General features: G+C 33.8%; 30 protein-coding genes and 1 tRNA gene. 30 read left to right on the forward strand and 1 reads right to left on the reverse strand.

Annotation, left to right across the window (positions count from 1 at the left end; all coding sequences use genetic code 11):
* The first annotated feature begins 26 nt into the window (after window positions 1–26).
* From BFS35_RS01325 to BFS35_RS01465, 29 genes are all read left to right on the forward strand, one after another.
* The gene (locus BFS35_RS01325) at window positions 27–1,166 is read left to right on the forward strand and encodes a cysteine desulfurase family protein (RefSeq protein ID WP_099578573.1); all 1,140 of its coding nucleotides are present in this window, start codon (window positions 27–29) and stop codon (window positions 1,164–1,166) included.
* Window positions 1,167–1,172: 6 nt separating this feature from the next.
* Window positions 1,173–2,291 carry a tRNA 2-thiouridine(34) synthase MnmA gene (gene mnmA / locus BFS35_RS01330; protein WP_099578571.1) on the forward strand — a complete coding sequence of 373 codons (1,119 nt, stop codon included), beginning with the start codon at window positions 1,173–1,175 and terminating at the stop codon, window positions 2,289–2,291.
* A 78-nt stretch (window positions 2,292–2,369) separates the two neighbouring features.
* The gene (locus BFS35_RS01335) at window positions 2,370–3,029 is read left to right on the forward strand and encodes a tetratricopeptide repeat protein (RefSeq protein ID WP_099578569.1); all 660 of its coding nucleotides are present in this window, start codon (window positions 2,370–2,372) and stop codon (window positions 3,027–3,029) included.
* 2 nt (window positions 3,030–3,031) lie between these two features.
* Window positions 3,032–5,452, forward strand: a complete 2,421-nt coding sequence (recD2, locus tag BFS35_RS01340; protein WP_099578567.1) for an SF1B family DNA helicase RecD2 — start codon at window positions 3,032–3,034, stop codon at window positions 5,450–5,452.
* 249 nt (window positions 5,453–5,701) lie between these two features.
* On the forward strand, window positions 5,702–8,326 hold the full coding sequence (gene alaS / locus BFS35_RS01345; RefSeq protein ID WP_099578565.1) for an alanine--tRNA ligase: 2,625 nt from the start codon (window positions 5,702–5,704) through the stop codon (window positions 8,324–8,326).
* A gap of 61 nt (window positions 8,327–8,387) precedes the next feature.
* Window positions 8,388–8,657 (forward strand): IreB family regulatory phosphoprotein, encoded by a 270-nt coding sequence (locus BFS35_RS01350; RefSeq protein WP_099578563.1) that lies wholly within the window; start codon window positions 8,388–8,390, stop codon window positions 8,655–8,657.
* Window positions 8,650–9,069, forward strand: a complete 420-nt coding sequence (gene ruvX / locus BFS35_RS01355) for a Holliday junction resolvase RuvX (protein WP_099578561.1) — start codon at window positions 8,650–8,652, stop codon at window positions 9,067–9,069. Before BFS35_RS01350 ends, ruvX begins: the two co-directional genes overlap by 8 nt.
* Window positions 9,070–9,083: 14 nt before the next feature.
* Window positions 9,084–9,413 (forward strand): DUF1292 domain-containing protein, encoded by a 330-nt coding sequence (locus tag BFS35_RS01360; RefSeq protein ID WP_096076290.1) that lies wholly within the window; start codon window positions 9,084–9,086, stop codon window positions 9,411–9,413.
* Window positions 9,414–9,431: 18 nt separating this feature from the next.
* Window positions 9,432–10,565 (forward strand): endolytic transglycosylase MltG, encoded by a 1,134-nt coding sequence (gene mltG, locus BFS35_RS01365; protein WP_240628321.1) that lies wholly within the window; start codon window positions 9,432–9,434, stop codon window positions 10,563–10,565.
* A gap of 154 nt (window positions 10,566–10,719) precedes the next feature.
* Window positions 10,720–11,346, forward strand: coding sequence for an O-methyltransferase (locus BFS35_RS01370; RefSeq protein WP_099578559.1), 627 nt, complete (start codon window positions 10,720–10,722; stop codon window positions 11,344–11,346).
* An 11-nt stretch (window positions 11,347–11,357) separates the two neighbouring features.
* Window positions 11,358–12,281, forward strand: coding sequence for a peptidase U32 family protein (locus tag BFS35_RS01375; RefSeq protein ID WP_099578557.1), 924 nt, complete (start codon window positions 11,358–11,360; stop codon window positions 12,279–12,281).
* An 11-nt stretch (window positions 12,282–12,292) separates the two neighbouring features.
* Window positions 12,293–13,552 carry a peptidase U32 family protein gene (locus BFS35_RS01380; protein WP_099578555.1) on the forward strand — a complete coding sequence of 420 codons (1,260 nt, stop codon included), beginning with the start codon at window positions 12,293–12,295 and terminating at the stop codon, window positions 13,550–13,552.
* Window positions 13,552–14,175 carry a uridine kinase gene (udk, locus tag BFS35_RS01385; protein ID WP_096076294.1) on the forward strand — a complete coding sequence of 208 codons (624 nt, stop codon included), beginning with the start codon at window positions 13,552–13,554 and terminating at the stop codon, window positions 14,173–14,175. The genes BFS35_RS01380 and udk overlap by 1 nt, the downstream gene beginning before the upstream one ends.
* A 19-nt stretch (window positions 14,176–14,194) precedes the next feature.
* Entirely contained in the window at window positions 14,195–14,671 is a 477-nt protein-coding gene (gene greA / locus BFS35_RS01390) for a transcription elongation factor GreA (protein WP_099578553.1), read from the forward strand.
* 60 nt (window positions 14,672–14,731) lie between these two features.
* Window positions 14,732–15,424 (forward strand): 5'-methylthioadenosine/S-adenosylhomocysteine nucleosidase, encoded by a 693-nt coding sequence (mtnN, locus tag BFS35_RS01395; RefSeq protein WP_099578551.1) that lies wholly within the window; start codon window positions 14,732–14,734, stop codon window positions 15,422–15,424.
* 211 nt (window positions 15,425–15,635) lie between these two features.
* Complete coding sequence (locus tag BFS35_RS01400; RefSeq protein WP_099578549.1) at window positions 15,636–16,160, forward strand: YqeG family HAD IIIA-type phosphatase; 525 nt, start codon at window positions 15,636–15,638, stop codon at window positions 16,158–16,160.
* A 147-nt stretch (window positions 16,161–16,307) separates the two neighbouring features.
* A complete protein-coding gene (locus BFS35_RS01405; RefSeq protein WP_099578547.1) occupies window positions 16,308–16,613 on the forward strand; it encodes a hypothetical protein in 306 nt (101 codons plus the stop codon).
* On the forward strand, window positions 16,579–17,427 hold the full coding sequence (locus BFS35_RS01410) for a prohibitin family protein (protein ID WP_099578545.1): 849 nt from the start codon (window positions 16,579–16,581) through the stop codon (window positions 17,425–17,427). Before BFS35_RS01405 ends, BFS35_RS01410 begins: the two co-directional genes overlap by 35 nt.
* Window positions 17,428–17,522: 95 nt before the next feature.
* Window positions 17,523–17,593, forward strand: a tRNA-Gly gene (locus BFS35_RS01415).
* 111 nt (window positions 17,594–17,704) lie between these two features.
* Window positions 17,705–18,802 (forward strand): ribosome biogenesis GTPase YqeH, encoded by a 1,098-nt coding sequence (yqeH, locus tag BFS35_RS01420; protein WP_099578543.1) that lies wholly within the window; start codon window positions 17,705–17,707, stop codon window positions 18,800–18,802.
* A 13-nt stretch (window positions 18,803–18,815) separates the two neighbouring features.
* Window positions 18,816–19,619 (forward strand): shikimate dehydrogenase, encoded by an 804-nt coding sequence (aroE, locus tag BFS35_RS01425; RefSeq protein WP_099578541.1) that lies wholly within the window; start codon window positions 18,816–18,818, stop codon window positions 19,617–19,619.
* Entirely contained in the window at window positions 19,613–19,906 is a 294-nt protein-coding gene (gene yhbY, locus BFS35_RS01430) for a ribosome assembly RNA-binding protein YhbY (protein ID WP_099578539.1), read from the forward strand. Before aroE ends, yhbY begins: the two co-directional genes overlap by 7 nt.
* Window positions 19,903–20,478 (forward strand): nicotinate (nicotinamide) nucleotide adenylyltransferase, encoded by a 576-nt coding sequence (gene nadD, locus BFS35_RS01435; protein WP_099578537.1) that lies wholly within the window; start codon window positions 19,903–19,905, stop codon window positions 20,476–20,478. The genes yhbY and nadD overlap by 4 nt, the downstream gene beginning before the upstream one ends.
* Window positions 20,459–21,022, forward strand: coding sequence for a bis(5'-nucleosyl)-tetraphosphatase (symmetrical) YqeK (gene yqeK / locus BFS35_RS01440; RefSeq protein WP_099578535.1), 564 nt, complete (start codon window positions 20,459–20,461; stop codon window positions 21,020–21,022). Before nadD ends, yqeK begins: the two co-directional genes overlap by 20 nt.
* Window positions 21,023–21,040: 18 nt before the next feature.
* Entirely contained in the window at window positions 21,041–21,394 is a 354-nt protein-coding gene (gene rsfS, locus BFS35_RS01445; protein WP_096076305.1) for a ribosome silencing factor, read from the forward strand.
* On the forward strand, window positions 21,394–22,134 hold the full coding sequence (locus tag BFS35_RS01450; protein ID WP_099578533.1) for a class I SAM-dependent DNA methyltransferase: 741 nt from the start codon (window positions 21,394–21,396) through the stop codon (window positions 22,132–22,134). The genes rsfS and BFS35_RS01450 overlap by 1 nt, the downstream gene beginning before the upstream one ends.
* 68 nt (window positions 22,135–22,202) lie before the next feature.
* The gene (locus tag BFS35_RS01455) at window positions 22,203–22,886 is read left to right on the forward strand and encodes a helix-hairpin-helix domain-containing protein (protein ID WP_158554226.1); all 684 of its coding nucleotides are present in this window, start codon (window positions 22,203–22,205) and stop codon (window positions 22,884–22,886) included.
* 79 nt (window positions 22,887–22,965) lie between these two features.
* Window positions 22,966–23,427: a ComE operon protein 2 gene (locus tag BFS35_RS01460; RefSeq protein ID WP_099578529.1), complete on the forward strand. Its 462-nt coding sequence runs from the start codon at window positions 22,966–22,968 to the stop codon at window positions 23,425–23,427.
* A gap of 15 nt (window positions 23,428–23,442) precedes the next feature.
* The gene (locus BFS35_RS01465; RefSeq protein WP_099578527.1) at window positions 23,443–25,746 is read left to right on the forward strand and encodes a DNA internalization-related competence protein ComEC/Rec2; all 2,304 of its coding nucleotides are present in this window, start codon (window positions 23,443–23,445) and stop codon (window positions 25,744–25,746) included.
* A 31-nt stretch (window positions 25,747–25,777) separates the two neighbouring features.
* Here the strand turns inward: BFS35_RS01465 and BFS35_RS01470 are convergent, their stop codons facing one another.
* Window positions 25,778–25,912: a YqzM family protein gene (locus BFS35_RS01470; RefSeq protein ID WP_096076310.1), complete on the reverse strand. Its 135-nt coding sequence runs from the start codon at window positions 25,910–25,912 to the stop codon at window positions 25,778–25,780.
* A 94-nt stretch (window positions 25,913–26,006) separates the two neighbouring features.
* Here BFS35_RS01470 and holA point away from each other — a divergent pair, with 94 nt between their 5' ends.
* Window positions 26,007–26,978 (forward strand): DNA polymerase III subunit delta, encoded by a 972-nt coding sequence (gene holA, locus BFS35_RS01475; RefSeq protein WP_407943220.1) that lies wholly within the window; start codon window positions 26,007–26,009, stop codon window positions 26,976–26,978.
* Window positions 26,979–26,992: the final 14 nt, after the last annotated feature.

The raw sequence follows: 26,992 nt of genomic DNA on the forward strand, positions 1-26,992 counted from the left end.
AAAAATTGAAAGGATGTTCATAAATCATGAAGGTATATGCAGACTATGCAGCAACTACTAATGTTGCGCCGGAAGTTGTATCTGAAATAACTGAAGTATTAAGTGATCACTTTGGTAATGCTTCGTCAATACATCATATCGGACGTGATGGTCGTAGAATTTTAGATCAGTCACGTATGAAAATTGCAAAAATATTGAACGCATCACCAAGAGAAATTGTCTTTACTAGTGGCGCTACTGAATCGAATAATCTGGCAATTAAGGGTGTTGCATACCAGAATCAGCATAAGGGTAAACACTTGATTACCTCTTCTATTGAGCATCATTCTGTATTACACGTCTTTGAGCAACTTGAAAAAGAAGGGTATGAAGTCACATATTTGCCTGTGGATGCACAAGGCTTTGTCACAGTAGATACTTTGAAAGATGCACTGCGTAAAGATACCATATTAGTTTCTATTATGTTTGGTAACAATGAAGTTGGAACTGTTCAATCAGTTGATGAAATAGCTGAACTATTAGATGATCATCAGGCAGTTTTTCATACTGATGGTGTTCAGACGATTGGACATATGCCGATTGACTTAAAATCGCTGAAAGTTGATTTATTTACGCTCACTGCACATAAGTTCTATGGCCCAAAAGGTGTGGGTTTACTATATGTGAAAGATAAGACACCATTACAATTTCAGCAGCTTGGAGGCGCACAGGAGATTAAACGTCGTGCGGGTACAGAAAATATCGCATATATCAGCGGTATGGCAAAAGCCTTAGAATTGGCTACAGATAATATTGAACAATCAAGTTTAAAATTGATACATTTGAAACAACATTTTATTAACGCGCTTCAGTCTTACGATATTCCGTTTGAATTAAACGGAGACATGAATACATCATTACCTCACATCACTAATCTATATTTTCCATTCAGTGATGTAGAGAAAATGCTTACAATTCTTGATATGAATGGCGTGTTTGTATCAAGTGGTTCTGCATGTACTGCTGGTAGTATAGAACCGAGTCATGTACTTACTGCAATGTTTGGTGAACATCCACGTACAAAACAGTCAATACGATTTAGTTTTTCACATCAAATGACAGAAGAAGATATTGATTATATTGCATTACAAATTAAAAAAATTTATGAAATGAATAGAAATGAGTAGATAAGAATGACAAATGAAAAAACTAAAGTAGTAGTTGGAATGAGTGGTGGCGTTGATAGCTCAGTAACTGCATTATTACTAAAAGAACAAGGCTATGACGTTATCGGTATCTTTATGAAAAACTGGGATGATACTGATGAATTTGGTGTATGTACTGCAACAGAGGATTATGAAGATGTTATCCGTGTTTGTAATCAAATCGGCATCCCTTATTATGCTGTAAATTTCGAAAAAGAATATTGGGATAAAGTATTTACATATTTTCTGGATGAATATAAAAAAGGTAGAACGCCAAATCCGGATGTAATGTGTAATAAAGAGATTAAGTTTAAGGCATTTCTAGATCATGCATTAGCGTTAGGAGCGGATTTTGTCGCTACAGGGCATTATGCTCAAATTCGTCGTAATGATGACGGTACAGTTGAAATGTTACGTGGTGTTGATAATAACAAGGACCAAACATACTTCTTAAATCAGTTATCACAAGAACAGTTACAACATGTCATGTTTCCTTTAGGACATCTGCAAAAACCTGAAGTACGTGAAATCGCTATTAACAACGACTTAGCAACTGCTAAAAAGAAAGATTCTACAGGTATCTGTTTTATTGGAGAACGTAACTTCAAAGAATTTTTAAGTGGATATCTTCCTGCACAAAACGGTAAAATGATGACTTTAGACGGCATTCAAATGGGAGAACATTCAGGACTAATGTATTATACCATTGGACAACGTCATGGGCTAGGTATTGGTGGAGATGGCGATCCTTGGTTTGTTGTCGGTAAAAATTTAAAAGAAAATGTATTGTATGTTGAGCAAGGATTTGACCACGAAGCTTTATACAGTGATTACTTGATTGCATCTGACGTCTCATTTATCAATGATATTGATTTGTCTAATGGATTTGAATGTACGGCTAAATTCAGATATCGTCAAAAGGATACGAATGTTACTGTTGAACGTATCGATGACAATACGGTTAAAGTGATTTTTGCGGAACCCGTGAGAGCAATTACACCTGGTCAGGCAGTGGTATTCTATCAGAACGAAGTTTGTCTAGGCGGTGCAACGATTGATGAAGTATTTAAAAATTCTGGTCAGTTAACATATGTGGTGACACAATAAATTTCAAAGGAGACAGCAATGTCTTCTTTTTTATTTTTTGATATAATAATACAATGAATATAATAGAGGAGAACGACTATGAATGACGAACGTTTAATGCAATTGATTGAAACAAAACAATATGAAGAGGCACTAAAAATATTAATAGAAGCAATTGATGAAGAACCCGAAGAAGTGACCCATTATATTAATATGGGAACGATACTTCTGGATTCAAATCAACCGATTGAAGCGGAACGTTTCTTTCAAAAAGCTATTACTGTAGACCCGACTCATGGTGGTGCATATTATGGTCTGGCTAATATATATTATAATGCAGATCGATTTGAAGAAGCGGTGAAATTGTATCACAAAGCCATTGAAAATGGACTGGAAGATGGTGATACATATTACATGCTTGGTATGTCATTTGTTAATCTTAGTGATTTCGCGTCTGCATTGCCATTCTTAATGCGTGCACATGAACTCAAACCAGATGACACGGAAATTACTTTTCAGTATGGACTAGTGATGTGTCAGATGAATATGTTTGAAGAAGCATCTAAAACTTTACAACGTGTACTAAGTGATAATCCAGATCATACAGACGCGATTTATAATAAGGCACTTGCAGATTATATGATGACAGAAAATATCGATGCAGCTATAGTTGAATTCGAGCGTGTTATTGATATTCAGCCTGATCATCTGCTAGCTGGTCATGCACTGAAAACATTCAAAGCAATGAAGGAGGAATAAACTTGGAGAACGCCACTTTATTTGATCAATCTTATGTGAAAGGCACTATTATCCGTATACTTTTTCAGAATAACGATAACTTTTATACGGTATTAAAGGCCGAAGTAATCGATACAAATGAAGATTTTGATGATGAAGTGACGGTTACAGGATTCCTACCTCAAATTGCAGAAGGTGATACTTATACATTTACCGGAAAGATTATATTACACGCTAAGTACGGGAAACAATTACAGGCTGAGAAATTTGAGAAGGATTTACCTCAATCTAAAGATGGTATCATTCATTATCTCTCCAGTGATTTATTTAAAGGTGTCGGCAAAAAAACAGCACGTACAATTGTTGAAATACTTGGCGAAGATGCACTGAACATTATTTTAGATGATAAAAGCAGTCTGGACCAGATTCCGAAACTATCACAAGATAAAAAAGATTTAATTTACAATACAATCAATGAAAATCAGGCGATTGAGAAAGTCATGATTCAATTAAATGATTGGGGCTTTGGTCCTCAGCTTGCAATGAAAATCTATCAATTTTATAAAGATGATACGATAAGGGTGATAAAAGAATCACCTTATCAATTAGTGATGGATATCGAAGGAATAGGTTTTAATAAAGCTGATGAATTAGCCCGTCATATCGGTATAGATAACAATCATCCTGAACGATTAAAAGCAGCGTTAGTCTATGGTATGGAGCAGGCGTCATTACAAAATGGGCATACTTACATTCCGGATCAGATTCTACTTGAGACAAGCTTCAATCTGTTAACTAAAAATGGTTCTGAAGTTAATCCTGATGCTTTAGTGAATGCTTTAACTGAACTTTGCGAAGAGAAGAAATTACTTGTGGAACATGAAAAAAATATTTATATTCCTAGCTTGTTTTATTCTGAAACAAAGACCGTTCAAATATTACATCGATTAATGAACCATCAGGAACAATTGAAGCAATTTGAACAATCTGAAATAATGCTTGCTATTGGAGAGATTGAACAGTTATTTGAAGTTTCATATGCAGAAAAACAGAAAGAAGCTTTAATGCAGGCGATGCATAGTAAACTGATGATTTTATCAGGTGGTCCAGGAACCGGGAAAACAACGGTTGTCCGTGGAATAGTGACACTATATGCAGAACTGCATGGATTAAGTCTTGATTATAATGACTATGATGGTCAGGACTTTCCAATCGTTGTTGCAGCACCAACTGGTCGTGCATCAAAACGACTCTATGAATCAACAGGATTGGAAGCAACGACGATACATAGATTGATCGGTTGGACACGAGATAATAAACCTGATGATATTTTAGAAAATGAAATTACTGCAAAGTTAATCATTATTGATGAGATGTCTATGGTTGATACGTGGTTAATGTTTCAATTGATGAAAGCTGTACCAAATGACGCTCAGATCATCTTTGTAGGTGATCAGGACCAGTTGCCATCCGTAGGTCCTGGACAAGTCTTTAAAGATTTAATAGAGTCTCAAATTATTCCTCAGATTGAACTGAATGAAGTTTATCGTCAGCAGGAAGGCTCTTCTATTGTAGAACTAGCACATCAGATTAAACGAAATGAACCATTCGATATTACAAAACGATACAGTGATAGAAGTTTTATTCCATGTCAAACGGATCAAATTCCAGAAGTTATCGAGAAAATCGTTACATCAGCTGTTAATAAAGGTTATGATATGCGGGACATTCAGGTGCTCGCGCCAATTTATCGAGGTAATGCAGGGATTCGTGCATTGAATAAAGTTTTACAGAAAATATTAAATCCACCAGAAGATAAAAAGCGAGAAATGGAATTTGGTGATGTTGTCTTTAGAAATCACGATAAAGTTTTACAGCTTGTAAACCGACCTGAAGATGGTGTATTTAACGGAGACATCGGAGAAATCGTAGGTATCTTTAAAGCAGCAGAAAATGCACTGAATAAGGATGTCGTCATTGTAGATTATGATGGGAATGAAGTAACGTATACAAAAGCTGATTTAATTGAAATTACCCATGCCTACTGCTGTTCGATACATAAAGCACAAGGATCAGAATTTCCGATTGTCATTATGCCGGTTGTCCATCAGTACTTTAGAATGCTGCAGAAAAATATATTATATACAGGATTAACGCGTGCGAAACAATCTCTTATCTTTTGCGGAGATGTTAATGCATTTAATGATGGTATAAAAAGATTGGGTAATGCCAGATTCACTTCTTTTTATCAGTTTTTAATGGATTATTTTAGCACAGATGATCAGAAAGACATTGTAAAAAACGACAGCGATACTGATGAAAATAAAGAAAATGAAGTATTTAAAAAATTACCATTTCAGGTTGGTGAAATGACCGAAGAGAATATGCATCTTGTTTCACCGATGATTAATATGGGAGATATATCTCCATATGATTATGTTTAAGTTGACGATAAGCATGTGATTCAATTATAATTTAACTAATCAAATTTAAAGCTGAGTAGGTAATCCCTCAAGACTTAGAGACATATCGGTTGGTGAAAGATATGCTTGATATTACTGAAGCTACTTTATCTTATTATTATGAATATTAATCGAGTGATGACTTTGTCATAACTAGGGTGGTACCGCGAACACGTTCGTCCCTTTTTTAGGGATAACGTGTATTTTTTTATTTTAAAGGAGAAGATAATAATGAAAAGATTGACTGCAGCAGAAATTAGACAAATGTATTTAGACTTTTTCGTAGAGAAAGGTCATATGATTGAGCCTTCAGCACCGTTAGTACCGATTGATGATGACACACTTTTGTGGATTAACTCAGGTGTTGCGACGCTTAAGAAATATTTCGATGGCCGCGTTATTCCAAAAAACCCACGTATCACAAATGCACAAAAATCAATCCGTACAAATGATATTGAAAATGTTGGATTTACGGCACGTCACCATACATTCTTTGAAATGTTAGGGAATTTCTCTATTGGTGATTACTTTAAGAAAGAAGCAATCGAATTTGCATGGGAATTTTTAACGAGTGAGCGCTGGATGGCGATTGAACCAGAAAAATTATACGTTACAATACATCCGGAAGATACTGAAGCGTATGATTTCTGGGTTAATGATATCGGTTTAACTGATGACCGTATTACACGTATTGAAGGAAACTTCTGGGATATCGGAGAAGGTCCGAGTGGTCCGAATACTGAAATTTTCTATGATCGTGGAGAGAGCTATGGCCAAGATGATCCTGCAGAAGAAATGTATCCAGGTGGAGAGAACGAGCGTTATTTAGAAGTATGGAATTTAGTATTCTCTGAGTTCAATCATAACCCTGATCACACATATTCACCGCTTCCAAAGCAAAACATAGATACAGGGATGGGATTAGAACGTATGGCTTCTATTTCTCAAGATGTTCCGACAAACTATGATACAGATTTATTTATGCCGATTATAGCAGCAACAGAACAAATTTCAGGAAAAAAATATCGTAATAATAAAGAAGATGATATTGCTTTCAAAGTGATTGCAGACCATATCCGTACAGTAAGCTTTGCAATTGGTGATGGTGCACTACCATCAAATGAAGGGCGTGGCTATGTATTACGTCGTTTACTACGCCGTGCAGTTCGTTTTGCTCAGAAATTAAATATTAATAAACCTTTCATGTATGAGCTTGTTGATATCGTAGCAAGCATTATGAAACCATATTATCCAGATGTAGATAAAAATAAAGATTTCATTAAAAAAGTAATTAAATCTGAAGAAGATAGATTCCATGAAACACTTGAAGAAGGTTTAGTACATTTCAATGCATTAAAAGAAGCTGCAGAAAATTCAGATAAACGATTAAAAGGTAAAGATGTATTCAAATTGTATGATACATTCGGTTTCCCTGTTGAATTAACTGAAGAATTAGCTGAAGAAGCAGGTATTGCAGTTGATCATGAAGGATTCCAAATGGCTATGGATGCACAGCGAACACGTGCGCGTGAATCAAGACAAAAGACGCAAAGTATGCAGGTTCAAAATGAAGTGTTATCGAATATTAAAGTTGAAAGTAAATTCGTTGGTTATGATACTTTAACAAATGAAACAGAAGTAGTAGCGATTGTTGAAAACGGTGAAAGTGTAGATGCTTCAAAAGAAGATACAATACAGTTTATCCTTTCTGAGACACCATTTTATGCTGTAAGTGGTGGACAAATTGCTGATACAGGTATTGTATCAAATGAAGATTTTGAGATTGAGGTTACTGAAGTTACAAAGGCTCCAAATGGTCAGAATCTGCACACAGGAACAGTTCGTTTCGGTAAAGTAACTGTTGGTGCTAAAGTGAAGACGCAAGTAGATCCAAACTTCAGAACATTTGTAATTAAAAACCATAGTGCGACGCATTTAATGCATCAGGCATTGAAAGATGTTTTAGGCACACATGTCAATCAGGCTGGTTCATTAGTTACGCCAGAACGACTTCGCTTTGACTTCTCTCATTTCGGTCCAGTTACACATGAAGAAATAGAAAAAATAGAACGTATCGTAAATGAAAAAATATGGGCAAATCTACCGGTTGAAATCAATGAAATGCCGATAAAACAAGCAAAAGAAAAAGGTGCGATGGCTTTATTCGGTGAAAAATATGGTGATATCGTTCGTGTTGTTGAAATGAGTGATTATTCAATTGAGCTATGTGGTGGTGTGCATGTACGCAATACTGGTGAAATAGGTTTATTTAAGATGGTGTCTGAATCAGGTACAGGGGCTGGTGTACGTCGTATTGAAGCCGTAACAAGCAAAGCAGCATTTGAATATTTATCAACATATCAAAATACAGTGAATGACATTTTACCAAAAGTGAAAGTAAAACAGAAAGAACAATTAGCAGGTAAGATTGATGAATTAACAGCTACGATTCGTGGTCAGGAAAAAACAATCACTGAATTGAATAAAGCAGTAGCATCTCTTAAGATGGGTGACATAACAGAACAAGTTGAAGAAATTAACGGACTTAAGTTATTAGCAGTGGAAGTAGATGCAGAAGACAATAAAATGCTGCGTGAACTTATGGACGACTATAGATCTAAATTACAGGACGCAGTAATCTTTATCGCTGCAGCTAACGATAAGTTGACTTATATGGCGAGTGTACCAAAAGACAAAACGTCACAAGTGAAAGCTGGAGACATTATAAAAGGTGTTGCAAATGCAACTGGCGGTAAAGGTGGCGGCCGTCCTGATTCTGCGCAAGGTGCAGCAAATGATCCAGCTGGTATTACAACAGCATTACAATTTGTGAAGGATTATATTAATACATTGTAATTAAAAATTGTTTTATAGTATGATATTATTGAATAAATGTCATACAAAGGAGTGTATTGCAGTGGAAAATTTCGATAAAACGATGAAGTTCAACTTTGATGAACTACCGAAAGAAGAAGTAAGAACTGTATTATTGAATGTTTATAATACTTTAGAAGAAAGAGGATATAGCCCGATCAATCAAATCGTTGGTTATCTATTATCAGGAGATCCAGCTTATATTCCTAGACACAATGATGCCAGAAATCAAATCCGACGTTTAGATCGTGATGATATTATGGAACAACTTGTATCAAATTATATTCAAACTGAGAAAAAAGGTAATGAATAAAGTTATCGGTTTAGATGTTGGTTCTAAAACAATTGGTGTTGCATTAAGTGATGCCATGGGTTGGACTGCGCAAGGTCTTACTACACTCCGCATCGATGAAGCAAATGAAGAGTTTGGGATAGCCGAACTCAAAAAGATCATAGATGAAAATAATGTTGATACTGCCGTTATTGGATTACCTAAAAATATGAATAATTCAGTAGGACCAAGGGGAGAAGCGTCAATTCGATTTAGTGAAATGTTGAAAGCAGTTTGTCCTGACATTACAATAGTAATGTGGGACGAACGTTTATCGACAGTTGGTGCTGAAAGAACACTGTTAGAAGCGGATGTTTCACGCAAGAAAAGAAAGCAGGTCATTGATAAGATGGCCGCAGTTTTCATATTACAAGGGTATTTAAATTCAAAATAAAAAGGATGATTAAAATGACAGAAGAAATGAACAATCAAGAATTAAATGAAGCGACATTAGATATCAACAATGAAGAAGAGTTATTAACTTTATTTGATGAAGAAGGCAACGAAGTTTTATACCGTAAACTTGTTAGTTTCTTCCACCCAGGATTTGAGAAAGAATATGTTATCTTAGCTGAAGAAGGTTCAGATGAAGAGGAAGAAATCGAATTAATTCCAATGATCAATGTACCAGATAGCGAAGGAGAAGGCGGGAAATTAATTCCTATCGAAACAGATGAAGAGTGGGATATGATTGAAGAGTTCGTAAACACTAACTTTGATGAAGAAGAAGAGCTTTAATCTTAAAGGAGTTTGATTATGTCGAATAGAAACAAAGAAATTAGAGATTCAAAATCTTTCTCTAAACTTCTTTCTTCTATCATTATCGGAATTATTTTAATAGGCGTGTGTATTTTAGCAGTTGGTAGTTATTTTTATATTAGCTCTAGCCAAAAGCCACTGAATCCAGATGATAAATCTACTACAAAGATAGAAATATTACCTGGTGAGTCTGCAACGATGATTGGAGAAAAATTAGAAAAAGAAAAAATCATTAAAAGTAGTACGATGTTCAAGTATTATTTGAAGTTTAATAATATTTCTAATTTCCAGGCTGGAAATTACGAATTATCACCTTCTATGACGTTTAAACAAATTTCAAAAAGTCTTCAAAAAGGGGAAGTATACATTCCAGTTGTCTTTAAAATGAATGTTCCTGAAGGTATTACAATCAATCAAATCGGTGAGATTGTTGAAAAGAAAACTTCAATTAATAAAGCGGATTTTGTTAAAGAGGTAAATAATCCTGCTTTCATTAAAAAGATGCAGAAAAAACATCCGAAGTTAATCACAAAAGAGGTCTTTAATAAAGATGTTAAAGTACCTTTAGAAGGCTATTTATATCCTGCGACATATGATTTTACTGAAAAGAATCCTACGACTGAAGAAATCGTTGATAAAATGCTAACGGCGACTGAAGAAAATGCTTTTCCTTTATGGGATAAATATGGTGGCATTTTATTGACAGAAGCTGGTACTGAAAAGCGACTCACATTTCATGAATTCCTGACATTCTCATCATTAGTAGAAAGAGAAGCGACGGGACTAACAGATCGAGCTAAGATAGCATCAGTATTTATTAATCGTATGGAAGCAAATCCAGTGATGCCACTGCAGACAGATCCTACAGTGTTATATGCGCTAGGTCGCCATAAAGCTGTTACGTATGAAGCAGATTTGAAAGTTCAATCCCCTTATAATACGTACATTAATACAGGATTACCACCTGGACCTATTGCGACAAGTGGTAAAGAGTCAATGGAAAGTGTCTTAAATCCTGCGAAGACAGATTATTTATACTTCTTAGCAGCAAAAGACGGTAAGAACTATTTCTCTAAAACATATGAAGAGCATTTACAACTTAAAGATAAACATATTGATAGTCAGCAATAAGAATAGGATATTTTGTCCTATTCTTTTTTGATTTTATCAAGTTGTAATTTTACTATTACAATTTTCGTTATTTTATGGTACAATATCATGAAAATATAAAACACTACTACCAGCCGTTGTGGTTGGTAATTTTTTCGTTAAAGGATTGTTTTAATTGATAAAAGAAGAGACATATATCAGTAAATTAAATCCAGTCAGTACAATCGATGATTTAATTGAAGTAGCAAAAGAAAATGATGTGCCAATTATGGATAAAATATCAGTAGAATTCGTTAAGCAGTTGATTCGCATACATCATGCAAATTCTGTATTAGAAATTGGTACAGCAATTGGATATAGTGCATTACATTTTGCATCAGTAAAAGATAATATTCATATCACAACGATTGAACGTAATGAAATAATGTATCAATATGCTTTAAAGCACATTGAACAATATAACAGAGCAGAACAAATTCGCCCTATCTTTAAAGATGCGCTTGAAGCATTTGATGAGGTGAGCGACAAAGAATATGATATATTATTTATCGATGCTGCTAAGGCGCAATCATTAAAGTTTTTTGAACTATACAGTCCGCTTGTTAGAAAAGGCGGTTTAATTATTACTGATAATATTTTATACCACGATTTTGTAGGCAATATTGAAATTGTGCGCAGTAGAAATATTAAACAGATGGTGCGAAAAATCGAGAAATATAATACTTGGTTAAGTGAAAATACAGGGTATGATACGAATTTCATCGATATAGGTGATGGAATGAGTATATCAGTGAAAAAATAAAGGAGTACATTATGACAGAATTATTAGTAACACCTAAATCTTTATCTCATATTAGTGACTTAATTGAAGCAGGTGCAGATGCATTTGTTATCGGAGAAGAACAATTTGGATTACGTCTGGCAGGAGAATTTAATCGTGAAGATTTAAAGGCTGCAATAGATTTAATTCATGAACACAATAAGAAGGCATATGTTGCAGTAAACGGTATTTTTCATAATGAACATTTAGATGCGGTTGAAGATTATATGAAATTTTTACATGTTGTAAAACCAGACGCAATTTTATTTGGAGATCCAGCAATCGTAATGTATGAAAGAGAACTAGGCAATACGATACCGTTACAATGGAATCAGGAAACATTAGTAACGAATTATTTCCAGGTGAACTACTGGGGACAACGTGGTGCAAACCGAGCGGTACTTGCACGTGAGTTATCTCTTGATGAAGTATTAAACATTAAAGCGCATAGTGATGTTGCGATTGAAGTGCAAGTCCATGGCATGACATGTATGTTCCAATCGAAACGTAGTTTGCTAGGTAATTATTTTATGTATCAGGATAAAGTAATGAAAATTGAAAATCGTGAAATTAAAGATGCAATGTTACTTTATGATGAAGAACGAAATAATAAATATCCAATTTTTGAAGATAGTAATGGCACACATATTATGAGTCCAAATGATATTTGCGTTATCGAAGAATTAGAAGAGTTAATTGAAGCTGGGATTGATTCATTTAAAATAGATGGCGTATTACATTCAGAAGAATATATTACGACAGTGACAAAGGCATATCGACAAGCGCTTGACCTTTATGATGAAGATGTCGAAGCATATGAGGATGCTAAATTTGATCTTGTAGATATGATTGAAGAAATTCAACCAGAACATCGTCCACTGGATCAAGGATTCTTATTTAAACAAACTGTATATTAAGGAATGATTTGATGAAAACGGAATTAGAAATTAAACAACCAAAACAAATAATAAAGAAACCAGAATTATTAGCGCCTGCTGGTAACCTTGAGAAATTAAAAATTGCCGTACATTACGGTGCTGATGCTGTATTCCTTGGAGGACAAGAATACGGATTACGTTCAAACGCTGACAATTTCACAATTGAAGAAATTAAAGAAGGCGTAGACTTTGCGAATAAATATGGTGCTAAAATATATATTACGACCAATATTATCGCCCATGATGAAAATATGGATGGTTTAGAAGATTATCTTATCGCACTTGAAGGAACTGGAGCAACAGGGATTATCGTAGCAGATCCGCTAATCATTGAAACATGTAAGCGTGTTGCGCCTAAACTTGAAATTCATCTTTCCACACAACAATCACTATCAAACGTGAAAGCTGTTGAATACTGGAAGTCAGAAGGCTTAGAACGTGTCGTACTTGCACGTGAAACGAGTGCTGAAGAAATCAAAGAAATGAAAGAAAAAATTGATATCGAGATTGAGGCATTCATTCATGGTGCAATGTGTATTGCATACTCTGGTCGTTGTACATTAAGTAACCATATGACAGCACGAGATTCAAATCGTGGCGGCTGTTGTCAAAGTTGTCGCTGGGATTATGATTTATTAACAGTTGATGATGGTGAACTTGATGTTGTTTATGATGGAGATGCAACACCTTTTGCAATGAGTCCTAAAGATTTAAAGCTTGTTGAGTCAATTCCGAAGATGATTGATATCGGCGTAGATTCATTGAAGATAGAAGGTCGTATGAAATCAATTCATTATATCGCTACAGTAGTATCTGTTTATCGCAAAGTAATTGATGCTTATTGTGCAGACCCTGAAAATTTCAAGATTAATCCGGAATGGTTAATTGAATTAGATAAATGTGCTAATCGTGATACAGCAAGTGCATTCTTCGAAGGGGTTCCTGGTTTTGAAGAGCAAATGTTTGGTCATGAACAGTCTAAAAAAACACCTTTTGATTTCTGTGGATTAGTGTTAGACTATTCTGAAGAAACACAAATCGCAACAATTCAACAACGTAATAATTTTAAACCAGGACAGGAAATTGAATTCTTTGGTCCTGAAATAGAGAACTTTAAGCAAGTAATCGATGTTATTTATGATGAAGAGGGTTCAGAATTAGATGCAGCGCGTCATCCACTTCAAATCGTACAAATTAAAGTAAAACATCCAGTCTATCCAATGAATATGATGAGGAAGGAACTAAATTAATGGCGCATACGACAATCATTGGTATTGCGGGAGGTTCTGGTTCAGGTAAGACATCAGTAACTTCTAAAATACTTAAAAATTTAGAAGGCTATAGTGTAGCTTTAATAGAGCAGGATTATTATTATAAAAATCAGGATCATCTTAGCTTTGAAGAACGTTTAAAGACCAATTATGATCATCCTTTAGCATTTGATAATGATTTACTTATTCAAAATTTAATTGATTTACGTAATGGTGAGACTGTAAAGGTTCCAACTTATGACTATACAAATCATACAAGAAGTAAGAAAACGATTACATTTGAGCCAAAAGATGTTATTATAGTAGAAGGCATTTTTGCTTTAGAAAATGAAACACTTCGTGATTTAATGGATGTTAAGATTTATGTTGATACGGATGCAGATCTTCGTATTTTAAGGAGACTGATGAGAGATATAGAAGAGCGTGGTCGAACAATGGAATCAGTTATTGATCAATATTTAACTGTTGTTAGACCGATGCATAATCAATTCATTGAACCAACGAAACGATATGCTGATATTATTATACCTGAAGGTGGTAGTAATGCAGTTGCTATCGATATTATGACAACAAAAATACAATCATTAATTCGAGTGAATTAGTAGAAAGAAGGATTTATCCATGGAAATGCAAAAAGAATACCCAATGACAAAAGAAGGTTTTGAAAAGTTAGAAGTTGAATTAGAACATTTAAAAACAGTAAGACGACCTGAAGTCGTAGAAAAAATTAAAGTTGCGCGTAGTTTTGGTGACCTTTCTGAGAACTCAGAATACGATGCGGCTAAAGATGAGCAAGGCTTTGTTGAACAGGAAATTACTAAGATTGAAATGATGTTACGTCATGCAGTTATTATTGAAGATGATGGTTCAAAATCAGAAGTTCAATTAGGTAGAACAGTAACATTTACTGAAGTGCCTGGTAATGAAGAAGAATCATATAAAATTGTAGGTTCTGCTGAAGCTGATCCTTTTGAAGGTAAAATTTCAAATGAATCTCCAATTGCTAAAGCATTACTTGGTAAAAAAGTTGGCGACGAAGTAAACGTTCCATTACCAAACGGCAATGAAATGCGTGTTAAAATCGTTGAAATCAGCTAATATATTATATATACATTAAAGTAGATCTTATGATCTACTTTTTATTTAGGAGGAATTCATGTGATTGGAATTATCGGAGCTATGCAGGAAGAAATTGAAATTTTAAAGGGTGATATGCAGGAACTGCAAACAGAAAAGATTGCCCATGTTGAAATCTTTAAAGGTCATTTATATGGTAAAGATGTTGTATTAATGCAAAGTGGTATCGGTAAAGTTAATGCTGCAATCTGTGCAACACTTCTTATCCAGAATTATCATCCGGAGATGATTATCAATACAGGTAGTGCAGGTGGCTTAGGTGCTTCTTTAGCTGTTGGTGATATTGTTATTAGTCAAAGCGTACTTCATCATGATGTTGTTGCGACTGCTTTTGGCTATGAATTAGGGCAAGTACCAGGTATGCCTGCACGATATCTTGCTGATGAAAAATTAATTGAATATACACAACAGGCAATTGAACAAAATAATCTTAAAGCACATATCGGACTCATCGTTTCAGGTGATAGTTTCATTGGCTCATCTGAACAAAAGCAGGAAATCATAACAAACTTTAATGAAAGCCTTGCAGTTGAGATGGAAGCAGCTGCAGTAGCACAAACCTGTCATCAATTTGAGGTTCCATTTATTATTACACGTGCTATTTCTGACCTTGCAAATGGTGAGGCAGAGATGAGTTTTGAAGAGTTCTTAAAAGTGGCTTGCGTATCAAGTTCTAAAATTGTAAAATCATTAATAGAGACATTACCAGCTTAAGGGGATAGGAGGCGCACATTATGATATTTATTATGGCATTATCAGTAATAGCAACGGCAATTATCGGATTTTTAATTTACACAGGTACTGAAGTAGATTACGCTCCAAATCAAGAAATCGAATAATACATTATACCCCAATCCTTATTGGATTGGGGTTATTGATTGTGTAAAAGGGTATAACAAAGCAATAAAAAATTTAGAGGTGACTTATGGGATTATTTCAAAAATATTTATTACCAAGTAAATATGCAAAGTCAATATTTGAAATTACACCAGAAGAATTATCAGGACGTGGTGTAAAGGCAATCATTACTGATTTAGATAATACGCTAGTTGGCTGGGACGTTGCCTTAGCAACACCTGAAGTAATTAACTGGTTTAACAGTATGCGTGATCACAATATTAAAGTTACGATCGTTTCAAACAATAATCAGGCACGTGTTGCAACATTTGCGACACCATTAGAAGTAGATTATATTTTTAACGCACGCAAGCCTATGGGACAAGCGTTTAAGAAAGCATGTGTCGCAATGGGAGTACAACCAGAAGAAACTGTAGTTATCGGTGATCAGATGATGACGGATGTGCTTGCAGCAAATTCTAATGGATTTTATTCAATAATGGTAGTACCAGTGAAATCTAATGATGAATGGAAAACACGTGTCAACAGAATGATTGAGCGTAAGTTTTTAGCGTATTTTAAGAAAAAAGGTTTAATCAACTGGGAAAACTAAAATCTATTTTTGCTTAAAGAGACAAGCGCATTGTCTCTTTTTTTGTTGTTAACCTTAAATTTACCTTAAAAATGTCAGTTTATTCTTTTAAAACAATATAAAATGGTAAAATAGATACAATACTTCTTTATAAAGAGGAGGATTTATTTGAAACTTTTTCTAATATGGTTATTTATTTTAGTGATTGTACTTACGGTTCTTTATTTTGTATTAAGTCGCCTTTATGATTATTTTAGCCATAGAGAAGTGAAAGAACAGATTGAGCAACAAAACATCGAAAATATGCGCAAATATGAATTGAATCAGGCTGCTTTAAGAAGTAAAAAGAAGATGCTTGAAAGTGAGATATTTGCAAAGACCGGTATGATTAGTGACATTGCAGAAATTAAATATTTAGAGAAGGAGCTGGAAGAAGTTAATGAACTCATCGACAGAATCAGTAAAGACGATTAAACCTAATAATCGTAAACCAATCAATAGAAAATCATTCTTAGTCACATCTATTCTTGGGTTATTATTATTGTTAGGTATTATGTTAGCATTTATGTCTATAGAAAAGGTACCTCAAGGATACCAAGCGGTCATCTATTCAGTCAGCGGTGTTAAAGAAGAAACGAAACCTGCAGGATGGCACTTTATTTTTCCATTAGATAAAGCTGTACATTATCCAATTCGTACGCAGACGAAAGAATACACAGATTTAAATGTTGCCACTAGTGACGGTAAAAATTTAAATATGGATATTAGTGTGAACTATCATGTGGATCCTACAAAAGTTGTGAAGATCTTTAATAAATTTGGTAACGCTGATATTACAGGACTTGAAAATGGGTTTCTGCGAACTCGTGTATTAGATGGTTTACGCCAATCCGTTGCGAATTTCTCAGTTATCGAGACGTTTGGTGTAAAAACAGGAGAAATTAAGAAAAATACGTTAGAACAACTACAGCAAAACTTAACAGATCAAGGATTTATTGTTGAAGACATTGCGATTTCAAGCCCAAAAGCTGATAAAGCAACACAAGCTGCAATTGACGAACGAGTAAAAGCGAATCAGGAATTAGAAAGAGCAAAGACAGATAGAGCAATCGCTGAGCAAAATGCTAAGAAAAAACAAATTGAGGCAGAAGGTCAGGCTAAAGCGAATGCTATATTAGAAAAATCTTTAACAGATAAAATTATTCGTAAACAAATGATTGATAAATGGGACGGTAAGCAACCGATTACGATTGGTGGAGAAGGCGTTATCGTAGATCTGAATAAGTAGTCATTTTGAGTTCGGGGATTTCCTGAACTCTTTATTTTTTTATTCTTTACAAAAGAGATAATTTTCGTTATTATATTTATACGAATTTAATATATGCGGGTGTAGTTTAGTGGTAAAACCTCAGCCTTCCAAGCTGATGTTGTCGGTTCGATTCCGATCACCCGCTTAATCTGGGTCGTGCATACTCGCACAACCCTTTTATTTTGTCTTACAATACTTAGTAGGCGTTATGTGCTAAAATAAATATATTGATAAATATTTTCAGGAGGAACATTATTTGAGTAATGAAATGAAATGTATTGGTTGTGGTGCAACATTGCAGTCAACAGACCAATCAAAGCCAGGCTACGTTCCAAATTCAAGTTTGAATAAAGAGGATGTCATTTGTAAACGTTGCTTTAGATTAAAACATTATAATGAAATACAAGATGTGCATTTAACGAGTGATGATTTCTTAACCATGCTAAATGCTTTAAGTGATAAAGATGGTATTATCGTTAATGTAATCGATGTATTTGATTTTCAGGGGTCATGGATCAATGGTTTAAAGCGAATCGTCGGAAATAAAAAGGTCATAATTGCGGCAAATAAAATGGACTTATTACCGAAGTTAATTAATAAACGTCGTGTGAAACTGTGGATCGAAAAACAGGCGAAAGATTTAGGTATGAAAGCTGATGATGTCGTACTCATATCTGCACAAAAGAATCATGGTATTGATGAATTATTGGAATCAATTGAAACACACCGCGAAGGAAAAGATGTTTATGTGGTTGGGACGACAAATGTCGGTAAATCAACTTTAATCAATAAGTTAATTGAAACAAGCGTCGGAGAAAAGAATGTCATTACGACCTCTCATTTTCCAGGTACAACGTTAGATTTAATTGATATTCCTTTAGATGAACATTCATTTATGTATGATACTCCAGGAATCATTCAGGCACATCAAATGACGCATTATGTAAGTGATAAAGAGTTAAAGGTGATTATGCCGAAAGATGAGATTAAACCACGTAACTTCCAGTTGAACGAGGGTCAGACATTATTTTTAGGTGGATTAGTACGCGTTGATTACTTAACAGGTGGTCGTCGAAGCTTAAACTGTTTTGTCTCAAATATGCTGAATATTCATCGTACGAAGCAGGAGAATGCTGAATCGCTATGGCACCGACAAATAGGAGAATTACTAACACCACCAGGCACAAAAGATTTTGATTTCGATAATGTCAAAAGAACTACACTATCGATTAAAGAAGATAAACAAGATATTATTATTTCTGGTCTAGGGTTTATAACTGTAGAAAAAGGTGCAGTTATAGAAGTATATGCACCGAAACAAGTCGATGTATATTTAAGACCAAGTATTCTATAAAGTAGGTGGGGAAATGAATTTTGCAGTCATTGGCCATCCCATTCGACATTCGTTATCTCCAGTTATGCACCATGCAAATTTTAAAGCTTTAGGAAGAAATGATGAATATAGTGCATTAGACATCGATCCGAAACATTTTCATCATATTAAAGAAGTCATTGCGCAAAAGAATATAGATGGTTTTAATGTTACGATTCCATTTAAAGTTGATATTATGGCTTATTGTGATGAAATAGATATTGCTGCTAAAATGATTGGTGCAGTCAACACGGTTCATATTAAGAATGGCAATTGGATTGGATATAATACTGATGGATTAGGGTATTTATCTAGCATAGATCATATTTTAAATGAAAATATGAATATATTAATTTTAGGAGCCGGTGGTGCGAGTCGAGCGATTAGTTATACAATGATGCAAAATCATCGTGTCACGGTTGCAAACCGTACTTTAAAACGTATTGAAACGTGGCCTTTCAAAGTTAATGGTGTGACATATGATAAGCTAAATGACCTTTCAGTATATGATTTAGTCATTAATACAACTCCGGTCGGAATGACAGGATTTGATGAGATGTCGTTGATTCGGTGCCATGATTTAAAAAAATCGTGTGTAGTGAGTGATATTATTTATACCCCGGAAAAAACAGCATTTTTAAAGGAAGCAGAATCAAACAATTTAAAAATAATAAATGGATTAGGTATGTTTGTGATGCAGGGCGCTAAGAGCTTTGAGCTATGGACGGGATTAAAAGCAGATTCACTGGCAATGAGTGAAGCAGTGCAAACAACCTTGAAAGGAAGAAATAAATGTTAACAGGAAAACAAAAAAGATTTTTACGAGCAGAAGCACACCATCTTGATCCAATCTTTCAAGTAGGAAAAGGTGGTATTAGTGATAATTTAATTGAACAGCTCAATGATGTGCTTGAAAAAAGAGAACTAATCAAAGTAAGTGTGTTACAAAATAATGATGATGACAAACAAGAACTTGCTGAAACAATTGCTCGACGTGTATACGGTGAACTTGTGCAGGTTATTGGGTCAACAATTATTTTATATAAACCATCAGTAAATAATAAGAAGATTGAATTACCACGATGAAAATAATTGTCTATGGGGGTTCATTTGATCCTGTTCACATCGGACATTTAACTGTAGCAAATGAAGTGTTTCATCAGGAACAGCCAGATTTATTTTTATTTATTCCAACAGGACATAGTCCTTTAAAGAAAAGTGGTGCTCATACGAGTAATGATGCCCGTATTTCGATGCTGAAACTAGCGATTGATTATCTAGGTTTTGGAGAAATTGAAACTATAGAAATGCATCGGGAAGGTAAAAGCTATACGTATGACACAATGCGATATTTGCAAGAAAAATATCCGGGTGCTGACATATCGGTTATAATTGGTACAGATCAGTACATATCTCTAGCACAATGGTATGAAATTGAAAAACTAAAAGAAATGGTTAGGTTTATTGTGGTTAACCGAGATGTAGATACGCAGGAATTGCCTGAACCATTTATAGCGTTTAATATACCAAGAATGGATATTAGTTCTACAATGATTCGTAATCGAATTGCACAGCGCAAGACAATCCGTTGTTTTGTAATAGATACGATTGAGCGATTGATCAGAAAGGAACATCTATATGAAGCAGAAGAAAGCTAGAAAGCTTGTTGAAGAGAAATTACCTAAGAAAAGATATGAGCACTCAATTCGCGTTGCAGAAACAGCTTTAAAAATGGCTGACATTTTTGATGGTGATAAAGATATAGTTGAAATGGCTGGTATTTTGCATGACTATGCGAAATACGATGAGTTAAGTAAGTTATATCAGGCAGTTACGAAATATAATCTTGATAATGATTTATTGTCATATAACTCAGAAATATTACATGGCCCGGTAGCTGCTGCATACATGATGGATAAACATGAGATAGATTCAGAGATATATAACGCGATTTATTATCATACTACAGGACGCGCCGGAATGGGTTTAAACGAAAAAATTATCTTTATTAGTGATTATATTGAACCAGGACGTACACAACCTGGTGTTGATGATATTCGCAAGATTGTATTTGAAGAAAAGAACTTAGATAAAGCAATTTATGAAATTTCTAAACGTACTGCATTATATTTAATCGAAAATGATAAACCGATATATCCTAAAACGATAGAGTGTTTAAATTATTATAATTTACAGAAGTAAAAGAAAAGGAATGATTGAATGGAAAAAGAAGCATTATTGGAACTTGCGTTTAACGCTTGCGATAACAAAAGAGCAGAAGATATTATAGGAATTAATGTAGCAAATGTTACAGGTATTACGGACTATTTCGTAATTTGTGAAGGGAATAGTGACCGTCAAGTACAGGCAATCGCACGTGAAGTAAAAGATGAAGCACAAAAACATGGTATCGAAGTAAATCGACTTGAAGGTTTTAATGAAGCACGCTGGATTTTAGTGGATCTAGGTGATGTTGTAGTACACGTATTTCATCACGAAGAACGTGACTATTATAACTTAGAGAAGTTATATCGTGATCAGGAAATTATTGAGTATATGCCGGAGCAAGTTTAATGTCTTACGGTCAATTTGCATCAATTTATGATCAGTTTATGTATGATCAGCCATATGATAGATGGCTTGAAGTGATAAGACCATATTTGAAAGAAAATATGTTAGATTTAGCAACAGGCACGGGTGCTTTACTTGATTTAATACCACACAATGTTAAAGTGACAGGTGTTGATCTGAGTGAAGAGATGTTAGCGATTGCTGCATCAAAACGTAGTGATGTGACCCTTATTGCTCAAGATATGACAAAACTGGAACTCAATCAAAAATTTCAATTAATTACTTGTCTATGTGACAGTTTAAATTATTTAGCTGCACCAGAAGATGTACAGAAAACGTTTCAAAGTGTTTTAGATCATCTGGAGGATGATGGTATCTTTATTTTTGACGTTCATAGCACAGCTAAATTTGAAACATATTTTGTTAACCAGACTTATAGTGATGAACTTGATAAGATGTTATATATTTGGCATGCTGTTCAAGGTGAGGTACCGTTTTCTGTTTATCATGATCTGACATTCTTTATCAAAGATATTGAGCAAGATATTTATCATCGTTTTGATGAACAGCATTATCAGAGAACATTTGATATTGATACTTATAAACTGATGCTTGAACAGATTGGTTTTGAGATTATCACTATATTCGCAGATTTTGATCCTGATTTTGTTGTGGATTCAAATGAAGAAGCATATTTTGATCGTGTATTTTTTATTGTAAGGAAGAAAGAAATAATGAAATAATATTTAAATTATGACAAATAAAATATTTTTAAGCACTTCTACAGATAATAATGTGGAGGTGTTTTTTTATGTATTTAGAAATGATAAAAACATGGATAGAGAAAAATAAGATGTACAGTCTGTTTATAGGAATTATTATCATGCTTAGTGGAGTAATCATCTTTCAAAATTATGACCAATCAAAGAATATTCAGGAGGATACTTCGCTAAGCCAGTTTGCGCAAATGGATACTAAAGAAACAAAAGCTTCTTTAATACCTGTAGACCAGCAATCTCAATTGACGAGTGATAAGCAGAAAGTTGTAACGGAATTGAAAGTAGATATCAAAGGTGCCGTGAAATTCAGTGGTGTATATCCTGCCAAATCCAATCAAGTGGTTAATGATATTGTTAATCTGGCAGTACCCCTTAAAAATGCTGACCTTGATGCGGTCAATCTCGCTGCACCTGTTAAAGATGCGATGGTCGTCTATGTTCCATTTAAAGGTGAAGTGAAGCAGGATAAGTTTTCGATGTATCAACAAGCAGGAACACATGATAGTAATAATCTAACTGATAAAAAAGTAATTAATATAAACACGTCTGAACAAAGCACTTTAGAAGAAATTCCTGGAATCGGACCGAAAAAAGCTCAGGAAATTATTCAATATCGTGAAACGAATGGTGGCTTTAAATCAATAGATGAAATTAAAGAGATAAAAGGTATAGGGGATAAAACGTTTGAAAATTTAAAGGATTATATATCTATTTAAATGTCTGTACGAATTTTGATCACCTTGAATAAAATATGAATAAATATTACAATGAGTTCAAAAAGACATAGGTGATGTTATGGAAAGAATTCAATGGAAAGAATATTTTATGGCACAATCACAATTATTAGCATTACGCTCAACGTGTACACGTTTAAGCGTTGGAGCAACAATCGTAAAAGATAATCGAGTAATTGCAGGTGGATATAATGGTTCTGTATCTGGTGAAGTACATTGTATCGATGAAGGATGTTACATAGAGAATGGCCATTGTATTCGTACAATTCATGCTGAAATGAATGCGCTATTACAATGTTCAAAAATGGGTGTATCAACTGAAGGTGCTGATATATATGTGACGCACTTCCCGTGTATTCATTGCACGAAATCAATTATTCAGGCAGGTATAAAGAAAATATATTATGCGAATGATTATAAGAATCATCCTTATGCAATTGAGTTGTTAAAAAAGGCTAATATAGATATTGAAAAGATTGAATTCAATCCTAAACATGTAGCAGGATATTTTGAACAAATGTAAAGATAGGAGGTAGTCTTGGGTGTAGTTGTTGTATTACTTGTATTAGCAGGAATACTTTCATCTTATTCTATCGTTATTACAATCTTTTTAATAATAATTTCCTGTATAATCATATTTCAAAAGCAGCTACAAAAATGGTTATTAATTTTTTTGGCTGCATTTTTAATTGCGTTTTATTTTTATAATATGTATGATTTTAAACGTGAAAAACTGCCATTTGATTTTGAGCCGAAAGTCAGTAAAACAGGTGAGTTCAGATTTTCAGATGATTTAAAAATTGACGGCAATTTACTGATGGGATCATTAACATTACAACAGGAAGAATATCAATTTTTCTACAAGATAAACAATGAAGCTGAAAAAGAACGATTACAAATGATGCGTTTAACATTTCTAAGTTGTTCAGCTCAAATGAGTTTTCAACATATTCTACCAAATACTAATTTTACAGGTTTCCATTATGATGCCTATCTCTATTATGCACATAAAAAAGGTAGCTTAAAGCTAACAAACGTTGACTGGCCAAATTGTTCTTATCAAGATTTAAATATGATTGAACATATTCAGAAATATAGAAAAGATGTTGCTTTAGCAATGTATCAATCCAATATAGTTTATAAGGGATATTTAATCGCTTTAACGTTAGGTGACACATCATACTTAAATAAAGATGAGATGTCCTTACTTAAAACACTAGGTATTTATCATCTTTATGCCATCAGTGGGAGTCACGTTGCACTGATATCAGTACAGTTCTATTTTGTTTTACGGAGATTAAATGTTCCAATAATAGTGTGTAAAATGATGATGCTAATGTTGCTACCTATGTATATGATTTTTACCGGTAGCCAACCGTCTGTTTGGAGGTCCACTATTTTTATTTTGCTGATCTTATTTAATCCAGGTCGAAAGACGCAGCTCACCGATCTTTTATCGCTCACATTTATACTAAATTTAATATATGATCCTTTTACAGTTTATGATATTGGATTTCAACTATCTTATGTTATATGTTTTAGTTTTTTGCTTATCTTACCGTTATATAATGAAAAATCAAAGCTTTTTCAATTTTTCCTCATTAACTTTATCTCACAATTAGCAACAATTCCAATTCTTTTCTATCATTTTAATAACAATTATTTAATCGGTATGTTGACAAATATTTTTTTCATACCACTATTTACTTTTATTATCTTTCCGATTTGTACGCTCATCCTATTATTATATATGTTAAACATCCATATCAATTGGTTAAATCAATGGGTAGATGGTTCTTTTATATTGAATGACATGTTAACAAAATTTTTTACGCAGTTTTCCAGAGTCGAAATTATATTAGAACAACAGCATATATTCATTTATGTATTGATGTTTATTGCTTTATCGTTACTATTTAGCAAATTAAAAAGTTATAAAGGTTTAAGCATTGCATTGTTGCTAATTTTATTAATATTTACAAATAAAAATATTAAAGAAAATAATAATTATGTTCACTTTCTGGATGTTGGTCAAGGTGATGCATTTATTCTTGAGCTAGGTAGAAAGACGATAATGATTGATACTGGAGGAAAGCTGGATTTTAGCAAACATTGGGAAAGACGCAGCAATGCACAAAGTATAAGTGACAAGGTAACGATACCTTTCTTAAAATACCGAGGTATTTCTAAGATTGATGAGCTTATTTTGACGCATCCTGATGCTGATCACTTTGGAGAATCTGAAAATTTAATAATGGCAGGGATGGTTGAGCGCATTATTTTAAATCCTAAAGCACATGGCAGTGAAAAGTATAAGAAGGTAATTCGTTTAGCACAATTAAAGGGTATAGCATTGATTGATGTGAATAATTATTTACATGAAGCGCAAATTCAGTTCGTGCGTCAAAATGAGAATAATAACAAGAATGTTTCTTTAAGATTTTTATCTGCAGGTCAAACTGGAGAAGAGAATGATGACAGTATCGTTGTGTTTTTAAAACACGATAAACCCGGAAGAAATATATTATTTTTAGGTGATTTAAGTAAAGACTATGAAGATGAAATCTTAAGTCAGATCGATGATGCTATAGATATAGTGAAAATTGGTCATCACGGAAGTAGAACGAGCACAAGTGAAACTTTACTTAGCCGACATCCTAAATTTGCAATTATTTCTGCGGGTCGGCATAATCGATTTAAACACCCTCATAATGAAACTGTAACTGCTTTAATCAATAACGATATCAAAATTTTTAATACACAGAAAGATGGAAGAATAACTATTGATTTAGATAGAGGGATTGTTCAGACACAGTATCAAACATTATTTCATGATAAATAAAAAAAGCGGTGATTTCACCGCCTTAAAAAAATTATTTCGCTACTAAGTCGAAAATTTGAGCAATAATATAAATTGTTGCGAATCCGCCAAAGCCAATTAAAAATGCATAGCCTGAGTCTTGAACGTCATTGTTTTTAGATTGTGTATTTTTTTCGAAATGATTCATGTCATAAACCCCCTACTTTTCTATCTATTTAAGTATATGATAATGAACGGAAAAAAGCTATAATGAAATTAAGATTTTTACGTTAGGAGTGCTCATAATGAGTCACATTTATTTAGTCTATGGGAGTACAAAACCGTTAGTTGAAGATAAAGTTGATAAAATTATCCATCAATATATCGATGAACAGGATGATTTTAACTTTAGTCGATATGATCTACAGGAAACACCATTTGAAGTGATTGCTGAAGATGCGATGACTTTACCATTTTTGAGTGACCAGAAAGTGATTGTAATCAACAATAGTTTTATTTTTACAGGTGAAAAATTAAAAATCGCACATGAAATTAATTTAGATAAAGTAGTGGATTTTCTCGAAAAGTATGAGGGACCTAACATTGTCATCTTTAAAGTGCTACAGGATAAATTAGATGAGCGAAAGAAAATTGTTAAACGCATTAAGAAATTGCATACAACTGAGAAAATAGAACCGCTAGATGAAAATGGGATGAAACAGCTGATTAAAAAGCGTTTCAATGAACAGTTTAAAGATATTAAAGCGGATGCATTAGACGAGATGATACATCTTACAGGACTCAATTACAGTAACGTTGTAAAAGAGATGGACAAATTAGTATTATTTATTGGAGATAATCCAGTCATTACGAAGAAAGATGTCACTGAAGTTGTGAGTAGAAGTCTAGAGCAAAATGTCTTTTTACTCACTGACTTTATCGCTAAAGGTGATAAGAAAAGAGCAGTTCATTTATTGAAAGATTTGATTAATATGAAAGAAGAACCGATTAAACTCCTGGCATTGATAAGTAGTCAGTATCGATTGTTCTATCAGGTGAAAATATTATCACAAAAAGGATTTAGTGAAGCACAGATAGCGAAACAAGTAAAAGTGCATCCATATCGAGTGAAACTAGCATTACGTAAAGTAAGGTCGATGGATTTGAAACAACTACTAAATATCATGAAAGAATGTGCTGTTACAGACTATGCGTTAAAATCCAGTTATCTCGATAAAGTATTGATACTAGAATTGTTTATCTTAAAAATATAAAAAAGCGACCCTCA

The sequence above is a fragment of the Macrococcoides goetzii genome (assembly GCF_002742385.2).
Classification (GTDB): Bacteria; Bacillota; Bacilli; order Staphylococcales; family Staphylococcaceae; genus Macrococcoides; species Macrococcoides goetzii.